Annotated in this window: 16 protein-coding genes and 1 pseudogene; 5 read left to right on the forward strand and 12 right to left on the reverse strand. The window is 39.1% G+C overall.

Annotated features, from left to right (window positions below):
• Positions 1-756 precede the first annotated feature (756 nt).
• From DJ93_RS06470 to DJ93_RS06515, 12 genes are all read right to left on the reverse strand, one after another.
• Entirely contained in the window at positions 757-4,167 is a 3,411-nt protein-coding gene (locus DJ93_RS06470; protein ID WP_042979767.1) for a phage tail tape measure protein, read from the reverse strand.
• 2 nt (positions 4,168-4,169) lie between these two features.
• Positions 4,170-4,421, reverse strand: coding sequence for a hypothetical protein (locus tag DJ93_RS06475; protein ID WP_042979768.1), 252 nt, complete (start codon positions 4,419-4,421; stop codon positions 4,170-4,172).
• A 47-nt stretch (positions 4,422-4,468) separates the two neighbouring features.
• A complete protein-coding gene (locus tag DJ93_RS06480; RefSeq protein WP_042979769.1) occupies positions 4,469-5,512 on the reverse strand; it encodes a major capsid protein in 1,044 nt (347 codons plus the stop codon).
• 93 nt (positions 5,513-5,605) lie between these two features.
• Positions 5,606-6,382, reverse strand: coding sequence for a hypothetical protein (locus DJ93_RS06485; protein WP_042979770.1), 777 nt, complete (start codon positions 6,380-6,382; stop codon positions 5,606-5,608).
• 47 nt (positions 6,383-6,429) lie between these two features.
• Complete coding sequence (locus DJ93_RS06490; protein ID WP_042979771.1) at positions 6,430-6,948, reverse strand: HNH endonuclease; 519 nt, start codon at positions 6,946-6,948, stop codon at positions 6,430-6,432.
• 181 nt (positions 6,949-7,129) lie between these two features.
• Positions 7,130-7,267, reverse strand: a complete 138-nt coding sequence (locus DJ93_RS32800) for a hypothetical protein (protein ID WP_161785247.1) — start codon at positions 7,265-7,267, stop codon at positions 7,130-7,132.
• Positions 7,268-7,322: 55 nt separating this feature from the next.
• Positions 7,323-7,535, reverse strand: a complete 213-nt coding sequence (locus DJ93_RS06495) for a helix-turn-helix domain-containing protein (RefSeq protein ID WP_042979772.1) — start codon at positions 7,533-7,535, stop codon at positions 7,323-7,325.
• Between the two features lie 86 nt (positions 7,536-7,621).
• The gene (locus DJ93_RS06500) at positions 7,622-8,140 is read right to left on the reverse strand and encodes a hypothetical protein (RefSeq protein WP_042979773.1); all 519 of its coding nucleotides are present in this window, start codon (positions 8,138-8,140) and stop codon (positions 7,622-7,624) included.
• Entirely contained in the window at positions 8,133-9,335 is a 1,203-nt protein-coding gene (locus tag DJ93_RS06505) for a hypothetical protein (protein WP_042979774.1), read from the reverse strand. The genes DJ93_RS06500 and DJ93_RS06505 overlap by 8 nt, the downstream gene beginning before the upstream one ends.
• Before the next feature lie 512 nt (positions 9,336-9,847).
• A complete protein-coding gene (locus DJ93_RS06510) occupies positions 9,848-10,144 on the reverse strand; it encodes a hypothetical protein (RefSeq protein WP_042979775.1) in 297 nt (98 codons plus the stop codon).
• 160 nt (positions 10,145-10,304) lie between these two features.
• Positions 10,305-10,430: a hypothetical protein gene (locus DJ93_RS34370; protein ID WP_259300200.1), complete on the reverse strand. Its 126-nt coding sequence runs from the start codon at positions 10,428-10,430 to the stop codon at positions 10,305-10,307.
• Between the two features lie 14 nt (positions 10,431-10,444).
• Positions 10,445-10,750, reverse strand: a complete 306-nt coding sequence (locus DJ93_RS06515; protein ID WP_042979776.1) for a hypothetical protein — start codon at positions 10,748-10,750, stop codon at positions 10,445-10,447.
• Positions 10,751-10,887: 137 nt separating this feature from the next.
• Here DJ93_RS06515 and DJ93_RS06520 point away from each other — a divergent pair, with 137 nt between their 5' ends.
• The 5 genes and pseudogenes from DJ93_RS06520 (at position 10,888) to DJ93_RS06540 (ending at position 14,402) form a co-directional block, all read left to right on the forward strand.
• Positions 10,888-11,109 carry a helix-turn-helix domain-containing protein gene (locus tag DJ93_RS06520; protein ID WP_042979777.1) on the forward strand — a complete coding sequence of 74 codons (222 nt, stop codon included), beginning with the start codon at positions 10,888-10,890 and terminating at the stop codon, positions 11,107-11,109.
• A gap of 154 nt (positions 11,110-11,263) precedes the next feature.
• The gene (locus DJ93_RS06525; RefSeq protein ID WP_042979778.1) at positions 11,264-11,731 is read left to right on the forward strand and encodes a hypothetical protein; all 468 of its coding nucleotides are present in this window, start codon (positions 11,264-11,266) and stop codon (positions 11,729-11,731) included.
• 296 nt (positions 11,732-12,027) lie between these two features.
• A complete protein-coding gene (locus DJ93_RS06530) occupies positions 12,028-12,303 on the forward strand; it encodes a TIGR04197 family type VII secretion effector (RefSeq protein WP_042979780.1) in 276 nt (91 codons plus the stop codon).
• A 40-nt stretch (positions 12,304-12,343) separates the two neighbouring features.
• On the forward strand, positions 12,344-12,706 hold the full coding sequence (locus DJ93_RS06535; protein ID WP_042979781.1) for a DUF3958 family protein: 363 nt from the start codon (positions 12,344-12,346) through the stop codon (positions 12,704-12,706).
• A pseudogene (locus DJ93_RS06540) lies at positions 12,703-14,402 on the forward strand (RNase A-like domain-containing protein). Before DJ93_RS06535 ends, DJ93_RS06540 begins: the two are co-directional and overlap by 4 nt.
• Position 14,403: the final 1 nt, after the last annotated feature.

Below are 14,403 nucleotides of genomic sequence, written 5' to 3' on the forward strand. Positions count from 1 at the left end.
TTAACCAACCTATTACCCGTAAAACTATTTCTAATCGTCTTATAGTGCGTTTCTCGGCGTAAAAATAGGCACAAAAAAAGGACGACAAATCCCTCCGTTAGTGGAAAGACTCGCCGCCTTATCGTTTTCTCCATTCGATTAGTAACACAATAGGTTACGTTTTATCACGTTATAATATAATTAATCGACTGAATATATACCGTTCATTTTAACGAGAGTATTTTCAGTGAAATACGGGTTTAAAACGTATTCTAAACGTTCTAAATCATTACAGTCTACCCTATTTTCTGCCTGTGTTTTCTCGTACGCTCCCTCGACTGTCTCTTCCGAACCTCATTCCGACACGCATCACAGTATTTAGCACGATTGCCTTTAGCGACAAAATGCCCGCTGCACACCTCGCACACTTTACCGCCCTGACCTTCGTTAAAATACAACGCATATAATTCTTTATCTGCCGGCAATACATGGGTTTCGAAGTAGTCACAACGCTTGCTTTCGAATTTTACTTCTCTATCGCGGTAGTACATCGAATGTAAGAACGGACATTTCGCCTGGTATATACAGTTACCTTCTTTCGGAGTGTAGCAAGCGCATGTATTCCGAATTAATCGTTTTACTTTTGTTTCTGCTTTCATATTCTCGCTCCTTTTCTTCTATAAAATAAAAATAAGCGTGCCCTTCCGTAATGGAAAGACACGCCTTCATAGTTACTAACTATATTCCTCTAGATTTATTCCGTTAAAAACTAGCAATCTACCGCCCTCCTTTAAATACTTCTCTACGTCTTTTAACCGCTTCTTGTTCGCCACTAATATCGTCAACAAATCTCGCAAACTCTTGCTTACCGAGTTGTATGCTAATGTTCGCTGGTTGCTTATCTCTAGACGGCTGATTGTCGTACTGACTCGATTTATTCATACTTGGCGTAGATTTAGCCGATTGATACGCACCTAATCCGCTTACTCCTCTCGGAATTGATGTACCGGTATCCACTGCTAACATTTCCGGTCTCATCCAGTCCGCCATCTGTTGCGTCGTGCGTTGCACCGAACTTTTCATTCCGTCAACACCGTTAATCCAGCCTTGCATCATGTTGACGCCGATCATATCGCGCATCCAACGTGAAGGTGAATGAATCGAAAACAAGCCAGTTAATTTGTCCTTAATTCCGTTTCCAAGTTCTGTCATCTTGCTCCATACCGAACTGAACATCGAGCCAATGCCGTTAACCAGGCCTTTGATGATATTTACACCAATATCCCATAGATCAACTTCTTTAAGCGTATCTATTATCTTTCCGCCTATTTCTAGTGCGGCACTTCCTAACGATCCTAAAAGCGATAGAATACCTTTGATTAGCGCTTCAATTAACTTTACCCCAGCCTCTAGTAGCTTCGGTAGATTCTTAATTAACTCGCCAACGAGAGTTACGATTAATTGAACTGCCGCTACTATTAACTGTGGAATTACCTTAACAATACCGGCAATTAACGCCATTAAAATATTTACCCCAGCCTCGATGATTTTCGGTAAGTTAGCGATAAGTGTCTCCACGATTTTAGCGATTAGCGTTAATACTGCGTTAATTAATTGAGGTAATATCTTAACAATACCGTCTATTAGCGCCATTAGTATCTTTACCCCCGCATTGATAATTGCAGGTAGGTTTTGTAAAAGCGTATCGGCGACTTTCGTTATTAAATTGACTGCTAAATCAATTAACTGCGGTAACATCTTAACAATACCGTCTATTAATGTAGTCAATATCGAAATCCCTGCCTGAATAATCGCAGGTAAATTCGCTGTAATCGCATCTATCAACGTTGTAATCACCGTAATAATCGCTAGTACAACCATCGGAATAGCCTGTGTGATCCCAGTAATTAACGAGGTCAACAAGTTAATTCCCATCTCGACTAACTGCGGTAAAAACGACATTATTCCGTTGATAATTGTCTCAATAATCGTTATGGCTACGGGAATTAACGTAGGTATCATCTGCATAATCCCTTGAATTAACGTTAGGATAAGTTGTAAACCCGTCTCGATAATCGTTGGTAAAACCTGTGTAATTCCAGTGATTATCGCTTGCAAGATTTGCATACCGGCTTCGATAAGGATAGGTAGATTGGTCGCAATCGACTGCATGACTGTATTAACCACACCGACCATAGCCTCTAGTATCGACGGTACCGCTTGAACCAAACCATTAACAAGAGACATGATAATCTGCGAACCAACTGCGATTAATTGCGGTAGCGTACCAGTTAAGAATTCCGCTATAGAATTAAAGACATTCGTAATCGCATCTAAAATAACGCCTTTGTTAGCGCTGAGATGTTCCGCGATTGCCGGTAAGTAACGAGATACCGAGATGATTACTCCTGGAATCCCGCCGATAATCGCTCCCGCAATGGATGGCCCAATCGTTTTAAATATCTCACCTAGTTGACTAAAGTCTCCGGAAAAAGCCGACATAATAGCTGACTTCAAACGATTAAATCCTGCGACCACTGCGTCGATAGCTGGGCCTGCGAAATTCATAAACGCCGAAGATAACTCGGTCACTTTCGATTTGATTGAGTCCCATGCACTATTGACTCCGTTACGGAAAGCTTCGTTACGTTGATATAGCTGAGTTAACGCTACGCCCATCGCCGTTAAAGCCATGATTACTATACCGATAGGGCCAGTTAGAAATGCGAATGCTGCCCGCAAGCCAATCATTGCAACGCTCGCTAGTTTAGCCACTGCGGCGCTTTTACCGAGCCACCCGATAAGCATACCAAGAGGGATAAGCGTAGTACCTATTGCGCTTGCCATCATACCGACTGCCGTGGCGATTATTAAAAATGCAGTTACAGATACCGCTGAAATTGCGACTACACTTTGCATAGTCCCTGATAAACTAGCAAACCAGTTAACTAGTCCAGTGATAGAATTGGCAACCGCCTCTATAGCAGGTCCAAGTGCGTCTACAAAAGTTTTAGAATTAGCATCAATTGCCGATTCCATCATCTTTAGCGCACCAGCCCAACCTTTTAGCATGTCATCAGCTGCTTTTTTCGATGCTCCGCTAGAGTTTTCAAGTGCTTTGGTCATGCTTCTGATTTTCTCTGGGCCGGCGTTCATTAGATTTAACATTGCGGAAACTGCTTCCGTACCAAAAATAGACGCCATTGTAGATGCTTTTTGTGCGTCAGTGTATCCATTCATACCTTTTTGTAACTCTTCCATTAGTTGTGCGAGTGGCTTCATCTTCCCATTAGAGTCAGTCGTAGTTACTCCGAGTTTATCTAATGCTTTCGCTGCTTCTTTCGGTGGTTTAACAAGTCGTAGCATTGACGCTCTCAACGCTGTCCCGGCACTTTCTCCGGTACTTCCCGCATCCACCATGATCCCTATACTTGCAGATAATTCTTCTAGTGAAATGCCTAGTGCATTTGCAGGACCAGCGGCATACTTTAGTGCATAATTCATATCTAGTACACTCGCAGCTGACTGATTGGCACCCTGCGCTAGTATGTCCGCTACTTTCCCCGACTGACTTGCTTCCATCCCGAAAGCATTAAGCGCACTAGTTACAGTATCCGCAACTAAACCTAAATCCTCACCCGATGCAGCTGCGGCTGATAATACGCCAGGTAATGCTGCGGTTGATTTCGCTGCATCAAAACCCTTCGCTCCTAACTCGGCATACGCCGCCGCTACTTGACTCGTAGAGTATACAGACGTTTTAGCCATGTCTAAAATATCCTTTTTTACCTGGTTATATGATCCTCCAGTAAGAACTGCTGCTCTTCTCGTTTGGGTTTCAAACTCCCTCGCAGCAGTTATCATTTTTCCTAGAAAAAATCCGGATGCAGCTGCGGCTGGTGCAAACACCGTTGTCATACTCTGCCCCACCGATTGAACTCTACGCCCCATATTCTGTACTCCGTTACCTACATTTTGAAACGTGTTTTGCCACGCTGACATATTCGGTGGCGCTGGTGCAGGTGGTGTTGGTATCGGCGGTATTGTAGGCATACGTGGTGCCGGTATGTTTATTGGCTGACTTACCGCCTGATGAAAATTTCGTACTGCTTGCGTAGCTTGTTGCATGCCACGCTGTAAGTTAGTTATGTCCGCTATTAACTGTACTTCTACACGATTTGTAGACATGACTATCTACTCCCGAATTTCTTGTAAGATTCAAAGTTCGCTTGCAGTCCTTGCGTCTTAACGAATTCTCGTAACACTTCTAATTCAACTAACTCACCGCTTAATGCCTGGTTTAACTTCCCGAAGTTTTCCGCTTCTTTCCCGAAAAGTTGTAACAGCATGCCGATATGATACTTCGTCTCCGGTGACTCCGCTGTCTTCATTAATGCAGTCGAAAGTCTTTCCATTTCTTTTAGATTTTGTACCGTGCTCATATAATCTCTCCTTTAAATTTTTATTGATATAGAAAAAACACCCACGCTTATTGCACGGGTGCTTCGTTACTAATAACATCTGCGAACATTAATAAAGATGGTTTCGTAATCACGGGCAATGCAGCGACTACGCCTCTTTGTACACTCTCAATTGGCTCTTGTTTATCGTAGATTTCTAAGTGATAGCCTGGATCAAATCCGTTTTCTACAGTCGGTCCAAAGATAGTTTCTCCGGCACGTTCTTTCACGAAAACAATACGATTAGATAACGCATACTCGATTTGCTCATCTTCACCCGTATAAAGATTACGTGCTGTAATACTTCGACGTTTTAAAAATTCAATCTTTGGTAATCCGAACTCCTCGAATATCTTCTGTATGTTCTCGTTACTTGCATATAACGGGATTCCAGAAGTTCCGCCCTTCATACGTGCTACTTCTGCTCTAATGCCTTTATTTAAACGAATAAATTTTGTAACCTCCGGTGGGATTACCATTAAATCGGGGAACTCACCGTTTAAGTCCTGATATTTATACGCCCATTCTTCGATATCTCCAATGATGTCATGCTCCGGATTACTCCAGTCGTTACCGCTTGGTAGTACGATACGATTCTCCTCGGAAATACCGTAATCAACGTTTAGTTTAACTCCGTTTTGGTTGTATCGAAGTTCGCCTTTCATAATGGCTTCTAGCTTCATTAGAGCAATTCGTAGTTGCAAAGCGCCGATAATATCAACGTTTTTAGCTACCATCTTTCCTACGGCGCTCTCCCTTTCAGACGGATTCCGTGGTGTATTGAGTGCCAATAGTTCCTCCTCAGAGTAAATATTCTTAATCCCTATCTTTACGACTTCTCCAATTTTTGAAGCCACTTGATCTTTATCCATTACCGGCGGCTCTGATCCATAGCCAATTAAACCTGCAATATGTTTACTGTGTTTCACCACGTCAAAGGCAAAATTCGTATCAAACGAATCAACATTGGGAAGTACCTTATCTGCAAATGTAGGCGGGGTATTATGAAGTACCTCCTCTACGGTTACCTTCAATAATGGCGGTTGAAATTGTTCTAAATGTGCGATTCCCATAACTTAATTCCTCCTGGTTTCTGCTTGATTTTTTATAATAAAAAGACGCCTTCAAGTAAGAAAGCGTCCTAGTAAACTAGCTGTATTTAATATCTATAAGGATCTCTTTTTAGCCGTTTCCATTGCGATTTTCTTTTGTCGCCATTTCCATGTGATGTCATTGCGGTGGTCTCTTAGCGCCGAGTAAAGAGCAATTTTAGAACTTGCTTCTACTTGTTTCTCGTCGGCTGCCGTACGTTTTAAATCCTCATACAAACTTCTAACTTTTGTATTTGACATCGCTCTTGCAACTGAATCACCTTGATTTAATTCATCTAGTTGAGATTTAATCGTAACAAACCGCGAAAGCAGCTCACGTGCAATCTCTCTATCTGACACCTCTACCTTTCTTTCGAGATAAGAAACAGCCTCCGTAAAGTCGTTCGCCATAATTAATTCTGACATCATTACTCCGACTTCTTGACGAACTTTCTCTGCATCAAATTGATTTACTGCCTTTAATGGCGCAATTCCTTCGATTCTCTTTGCTGATTCGAGTCCTTCATCAATAGATTTCGTATATAGATACTGCGTTAAGTTGTATTCCTTATCAAATTTCTCGATAAGCGATTTAATGTCTTCCTGCCGTGCCTCATCCGTCAATCGTTCATTAGATCGGATTGCTTCTATCTCTTTATCAAAATCCTCACCTAGCTTCTCAGCTTTCTCTCTCCAATGATTTTCCGAAGAATTGTACGGGTGTTTTGCTTGCCCCTCTTTGATTAATTCGTCAGCTTTTGCCTCACTAAGTGTATAGATTTTCCCTGCGTATCTATATCCGCCTTCTACATCCGCGCTCGTTAACATGTAAATGTCTTTGTAATTAGTCATTATTTATTTCCTCCTTAGTTAAAATCATCTTGTAATTCATCCGTTATTTAACACATTGAAACGCCCTTTCTAAGCGCCATTCGCTCAATGACCGCCAACATATTATCGCTCGAAATTTTATCGTTCATTGCGTGCCAGGATAGTACGTTTTTACTGTTTTTAGAGCGATTACATGCCGGACAAGCCACGGTTATATTACTAAGTGTATTTGCGCCGCCTTTAGATAGAGGTACGATATGTTCAAGCTGATAGTCTCCCGTTGGGTTTCCGCAATATTGACACTCACCATCCGCCATCGCAAATGCAAATAAAACGTCATATAACGTTAAATCGTTATATACTTCTATATATAGCTTTTTTATAGCTTTTCGTGACGCTTGTAAGGCTTGTGATGCCTTTCCGCGCATTGTATCGTTATAAACTCGCATTCGTGTACGCGCTTCTTTCCGCTCACATTCGATACAGTGTGACCGCTTTACTCCGTAAAATTCTTCTAATTGTTTTGTAGTCTGGCATTTTGTACATAACTTCGTTTGGTTGTCTTTGTTCTCTTGTTTATTGCTCACATAATCTTCTCCTTCATAATCGTTTTATGATTGTTATTTAAGTTAGTCGGCTTTTAACTACTTTTCTTTTAAAATCTCAAGCAACTTTACCGTCCAACCTCTTCCTTCATGAACTTTCTTTTGTTTTCTTACTTCTCGCATAGAACGAAGCTGACTGTTCTTCTTTTTAGCTATGACCTGATCACTTCTCCTCTTCTATCTCATTTGGATTTGTTTCCGTAGGCTCGTCCACTTCAAATACACCGTCGGAAATAATTCTCCCTGTAGTTGTATAAAGTGTGTGGTTTCCTTCGTGTACATGAATCATTACTTCTTCCAAAATTCCACCACCTTTTACTATGCTTGCTATCACGTGATTTTAAGGTTTGATATAGTCAGGAAATTCTTGAATATTTTTCAAAGAAACTAAAAAATTCATCATTAAACTCGAATCTATCGGCAAGTTTCGCCTTAACGTTCGGCGTTAGTTCTAAACTGCCCGTCTCAATCCGTCCAACTGTCGCAAGCGAGACTCCTATAAATCTAGCAAATTCGTTTTGACTCATCTTTTTATATAAACGGATTGCTCGGAACATTTCATTTGTCATCGTGATACCTCCTTATAACTTCTTTTATTACTGGAAGTCTTAAAAAATAGATTTTTATTCCTCCCCTTATACCTTTTTCACTGTGGCTAATCTATCTCTTCTTCCCATCCGATATAAGGAACAATACGTTTAGGTTTGCGTTTCCCGCCTATCATTTCATCGCGTTGTTTCGCTGCATGTATTATCGTTAATTTATCAGGAGAATAAGGCACTTCATATTTCCACGTATTTTTTAACATCTCATATTCTTGTACGTAAAACGGGTATTCCAGCCACCATAAGTGACACTTTTCAGCCTTGGGCTTTTTCGGATTCAATAACGCTTTATCAGCACGTATTATCGATCGTCTTAGCGTATCGAGGCCAACTTTACATTTACTACAACACGTCTTACTGTTATTCGGTCGAGTCTTATCTCGGTAAAAATAACCGCAGTATGCGCACCTTTTAACGCGTTTGTCCATTTCACCATGTAATCTCCCTTTTAAAAGCCTTCTAACTATAGGGAGCGCCTCATCTCTCGTTAAGTCACCCATGAACTGTTTCGCGAAATCAATCGCCCCCTCACCTGGTTCACGGTAAATTATTTCAGTCGTTTTACACATCGTATTCAGCCCACTCTTTCAATAATCGACGCATTCGACTAGATGGAAGGTACAATTTTATAGGCTCACCATTTCGTATTCTCGAACGCCATACCCACTGTAATAAATCGGAGACTGCAAGCATTTCCTCGTCCACCCTAACGCCATGATCCTCAAAGAATGAACGTTCTATTGGATTAAGAAATCGATTAAATACATACGCTAATGCACTTCGACTAGCATACTCGTTTGTAGCCCGCATATTGCATGGAATAAAACCTTTCGTATACCCTTTTCCGCTTAAATCTACTTTGCTATCCTTAATAGTTGTCCATAAAATTTCCTTAGCTTTCGCCTTCGTAACATTACGAAAATAGTTATAGATATTCTTCTGAATACTTTCTAGTAAATCATCGTTTGCGCTCCTTAACCATGTAGCACTCAAAGCGTTCTTTCTATTAGCAAAATCGTTGAGTTTACCTTCATATAAATCGATTAATTCAAAGATTTCTTGACGCCCTTCATCTTCGCGATTGTATTCTATTAATTCGTAATCCGTACCGTTATGTTTAACTGCTTTATATTCGCATTCCATCTTATGTAAATCGTAGTAGTATCGTTGTATCTGCCCCTTAAATAAGTACGTCATTACAAATACCTCATCGAATGTTTTAAACACTTGCGGAGGAAACGACCATATTAGAAACTTTCCACGATGATAAAACAAATTACCTGCGTTTGCTAAGAGTTTAATGTCGTAGAAACGGCCGCTAATATACTCGCTATAGACCCAACGTACTTTATTGTCGACGACTTCCACATATTCGAGATCAAGTAACGCTTTTATATCATGACTGTTAATACCAGCTTTTTCGATTACGTCCATTACCTCGTCTAGAATTAACGTATACCCGGCGTCCGTCAACAGTTCGATGAGTTCATCGTCTGCCATCTGAAAAAGAGAATGAGTCGCTACGATATCATTTCCGCTTACGATTAACTCTTTTAAGCTACGTAACTTACGTCCTTCTTCATTAGCATTGTTAGGTTCTACAAAACTACGATTCGTAACCGACTTTTTAATCCGCTCAACCTCATCTAAATATGGCGTAATATATATGAATTTCTTATACGATAGGCTTTCGTTGATATGTTGTATCGCCCAACTCGTTTTACCACTACCCATAATCGAATCAATTACCGTTATTTTCTCCATTCAATCATCCCTCCGTTTAGTTGCTACATCATATCGTTAACACTTTTCGAAAAAAAAAAGTGCTAAACCGACATCACAAACGTTGATATGACGCGATTTCTAAGCCCTCGTCCTTAAAGAGAAGTATATAAAAGTGCTAAATAATAAGACCCTGCATTCGCCTTTTCCGCTACGCTCCAAAGCCGTCTGCTACTATCTAATTCCTTCGCCGATAATATATTAAGTACATAATCGAAAATACATAAATGATAGAGGCGACGAGTGGAGGCGTTAGCCGGAACCGAAGTCGCAAGGTTTTATCTCTTTAAAATTTCGTTATATACCTCAAATTATTACTACAACGCCATACCCCTATATAATGTATGACGCAAGAGTTACACTCGCCGCGCACTTTCCGATTAAATAAACGCAAAAAAGAACGTGTGTAGGCCGCACGCTCTTTGATCGTTCTATATATAAAATTACCGTCGTCGTTTTCGTCTTGCCTTGCCCGGGTTTGTTTTTACTGTCTCCTAGTTGCCGCTAGGTAAATTTTGACCTTCCATTACCGCTTCAATAAATTTTGAGGCACTCATTTCGTGTATATTTTCGATTGCTGTTCTGCAATAAATTTCGATCGCTTTGTAACTATCCGTATCGTAAATCGTTAGCTCTTTTTTACCGCGTTCTCTCATTGGAATTTCTCGGAAGGTTAGATTCTCTCCGTTAAACTCGTAATATATCGAATCTGATAATAAATACGCTTCATACTTCGATTCCTTTAATCCATCTACATCCTGATATTGAAAATTAACCGTTACTTTTTTCATTTTCGTTTCCCCCTTTTATTTATAGGCCGATGACGAAAAGCCACACACAATCATAAGGCGCCAACCTCAAGGCTCCATGCCACCTTAACGTATCACTTAGATCATTGATTCATCCGCCCGCCTATCACGGACGAATCTCACGACTCACCTTTTCGAATTTTTATAAGATATAAGCGATAAACATATCGATGGTAAATAATGTCCCACCTACGCCAAAGACTCCATAATAGTAGATACGATCAGATAACGTTTCTAAGCCGAAGTAACCGTTTAGCTTTGCGAACATTTTCGATACCTCCATTAATGTAAGTCCTTCGTGAGCGTTGTGATTTTCAACAAGAATTCGATAGCGTTCATGTTACTAATCTCTTCTAAGTTAAATCCGGAGTCATTGACTGAACCTTGTAAGCCCAATATTTCGTCTCCAAGTACTATGTCATCCTCTTGATCGTAATGAAACTCATTAATCTCCACGCCATTTTCATAAACGCTTAAAATAAGAGAATCGCTAATTTTCAAGCCTTTTTCGAAACACTCTACGCTGCTGCCGTCATGATTATTGATAACAACCTTCACATTTACTTTTTCGATACCTTGTATATTCATATTAAGCTTCCTCCTATCATTTATGCACACTATAATGTGCATTTCTCACCTCAAATAATACACATCATAATGTGCATTGTCAACAACCAATTTTATTTTTATAATTAAGGTAAATACTATTAATGGGAGGAAATACTGTGATTAAAGTACACTTGGCACGAATTTTAGAAGAAAAAGGTTTAAAGATTGTAGATTTAGTAAATATGACAGGATTGCATAGAAACGGAATTTCAAATTTAGTTAACGAAAAAACAAAGGGAATTGATTTTGATACTTTAGAAAAGATTTGTGTTGCATTGGATTGTAATTTAGAAGATTTATTAGAGATTGTAAAAGAGGAAAAGGATATCGCTGAATAAGGCGTTCTTTTTTACGGAAACTTCCCGACGTCGGGAACTATGGAGAGGATATACGGTGTAAAATGAACCTTTTCGAAGCCCTAAATATCAGTAGGAAAATATAACCAAAAATTGTTATAATTAAACTCGTAAGATATTTTAGGGAGGGTTCACTTTGAAAAAGACATTAATCGTTGGGGCATTATGTTTATCGCTTGCTTCTTTAACTGCGTGTAGTAGTGGTGGCGAAAAATCATCCGCTGAGTCGAAGCAAGAAGCGAAAAAAGAAAAGAAAGAAACGAAGGTAACGGTAGATTCTATCATTACTGAGTTTAAAAACGCTGGGCTAGAAGCCGAAAATCCAACGGATCTACCTCAAAAAGAGTTCGGTAATATGCGTAAGGAAGGGAAACGTATTGTAGTACCAACACTCGGTGAAGATAAAGGCGGTAGATTATTCGAAATTACTAAAAAAGAAGACTTAGAGAAAGCGAAGAAGTATTACGATGAACTAGGAAACTCAGCCCCCATGTTATTTTCCCATACATACGCAAAAGGTAACTTCCTGTTACAAATGAATGGCGATATGAAGGACGAAGAGTTCGCTAAATATAAAGGCGTAATAGATAAACTAGTGAAATAAAAAAATCGACCGCCCGTAATAGGCGGTCTTTTCTCATCCGTAATTATCCTTACAACTCCATCGCCATCGCGCCTCCTTTTACGTTATTTTAATAAGGGCTTACGTGTAAACTTTAACATTTAAATATTAACGTAATGTAAATGCAGTATAAATTCTCTATTGATATTAAAATATATTGATGTATTGCCTTTTAGACTCTAAAAAAAATCCCCAACAAAGGTTCTCTGTCAATATAAAAATTTATACTAATATGGTATAATTTTCATGGTTTATTAAGTATAGAAAGGATTCAAGTAATGGGAAAATTCCAAAGTAATTTACAAACAGCAACACAAATTGCTACGAAAATGGGATTAGCCTCTGACAGGCTTCAAAGTGCAACAAGTCGTTCTATAACAAAGGCGACGCGTACAACACTATCTGTTAATTCCAAAGCACAAGAAGCGAATCAACAAGTTTTAGATTTAACGAAACAATTTTCTGCCGCCTTTCAACAATCGGTTAATAATATTCATTCGGTAGCTAACGAGTTTGAGAGAATGGATAACGAACTTCAAAATACTTTTCGCTAATGTAATAACCTACGTAAAGTAAAACGGTAGGAGGAAAAAGATGAGTCAAGATATTGAAAAACAAATGAATCAATTAAATCAAAAATTACGAATTGTATTTGAAGAACAGAATCGGAATCAATCTGCGATTCAAACACAGGAACAAGTAGAAGAAGATTTTCATGCATGGAAAAATCAAAACCATCGTTTGTTTGACCGTATTTTAGGAACTTGGCATAGAGATAGAGAAATGTCATTGTTTTTTATGAATATGAGTCAAGATGCACAATATATTGAGCGAAAACTTACTTTTGAATTGGAAAATCAAAAAGAAACATTGCTTAAAGAAAAACGAAATCTTAGTGACTTAGAAAATGACCTTTACTATCAAAAACAAAATCTAGCAAAGGAGGTCAATTCATGAGTTTGAATATGTATCTAGGGGAAGTACATACGCAAACACAAAGCATGAACGCTGTATGTACGGCTACGATTCAAGGTATGGAACAAGCCATTCAGTCGATTGACACTTTTGCAATCGATACGGTTCTACAAGGACAAACTTATAGCAGTGCAAAATCATTTTTTGTACAAACCTTTCGTCCTTTAGCACAAGGAATCATTTACTTATGTGAAGAATTAATCCGTCAAAATGATGCCTTTCCAAGTCAATTTCAATCACAGGTAGCTTCAACTGATGTCATTGAACAAGAGTTATTAGAACAAATTCGAGAAATTGACCGAATGAAAACAAGTATGGAAGCCATCAGTCAAGCTATGCCAATCCCAGGTATGGACGCTATGACGAATCTTTTTATTGCCATGAGGAAGAAACTGCAAGAAAAGTTAGATCATCTGTATCAATTCAATCAGACCTCTAGCAATAACTATAGTACAGCAATTCAATTAGCCGCTAGCATTGCGACAGGTTTGGCGGAAGTCCAAAGTGGAAAAGGCTTTAGTCCTGCAAGTGGTACGTTTAGTACACAAGGGTTGAATATGGAGTGGACGACTTCTATTCAAACGATTACAGAAGAGAAATCCCGAAAAGCTGACCATTCAATTAAAGATGGAGAAATGTGCGGTAGGATAGAAGAGAAATCTCCGATTAGAAAGGCTTGGGACGATAAGGTAGACGATGTAGTTACAATGTTCGAAACAGTAAAAAAGATGTGGAATGGTACTGTAATCGGAACAGGGAAAGCTGTTGAAGATGAAATCAAGTCCATGGAAACTTTAAGTAATATGGATATGGACTTAGAAACTTTTATTAATGTTACGTTACATATACAATTTTACATTTGGAAGAAACGGCACAAAATATGTGGCATGCATTTTCAAGTACTATGAAACGAGATATAATAGATGGAGATGCAGAGAGCCGTACACAATGGACTACTTATGGACTAACACAAATAGGTATCGGTCTAATTGCCGATAAGGGACTAGGTAAAGCAGGTTTCGTCACAAAAGCATCGAGTGGAGCAAGTACATTCGCTAAAGGCGTAACGCTAGTAAAAGAATTGAAGCAAGTATCTGATATTTTACAACCTGTTAAGAAAGATGTTTCTTATGCTTTCTCTGGCGGAAATAATATACGCTCTAAATTTGATATACCTGATTTTAAACAAGCTGAAGAAAAGCTATCAACTCATCAGTTTGCTAATTCTGGTGGAAATACTAATACTAATGCTATAAAGCCAGGAGATACTAGTCCGTTAGCTCCAGGAGGAGGATTAATTGCCCATGAGGCAAAACCTGGCCAAAGAAGAGGTGGTCACTTAATCAAAAAACACGTAGAAAAAACGGATGCAGAACTATTGCAAAGATTACAAAGTGACCCTAGAATACCAGCATCATCATCTTTCACTAATAGGGCTATAGCCGAGAGAGTAGCTAATGAAGTTTTAAGTAATCCACAAAATATAGCAAAAATAAATAGGTGGTTAAACAATCCTAATAGCAGACCAACCTTACCGCTAAGATATAACGGTAATAGTATACTTGGACGATATGTCGAAAGAGGATCAAATGGTGCTTTAGATGTGGAAAATGCTGTGATTGTTTTGAAAAAAGATAACCAAGGAAGTTTTATTATTACAGGATATCCAGAAAAGTAGA

It is taken from the genome of Bacillus clarus, from assembly GCF_000746925.1.
In the GTDB taxonomy this organism is placed as follows: Bacteria; Bacillota; Bacilli; order Bacillales; family Bacillaceae_G; genus Bacillus_A; species Bacillus_A clarus.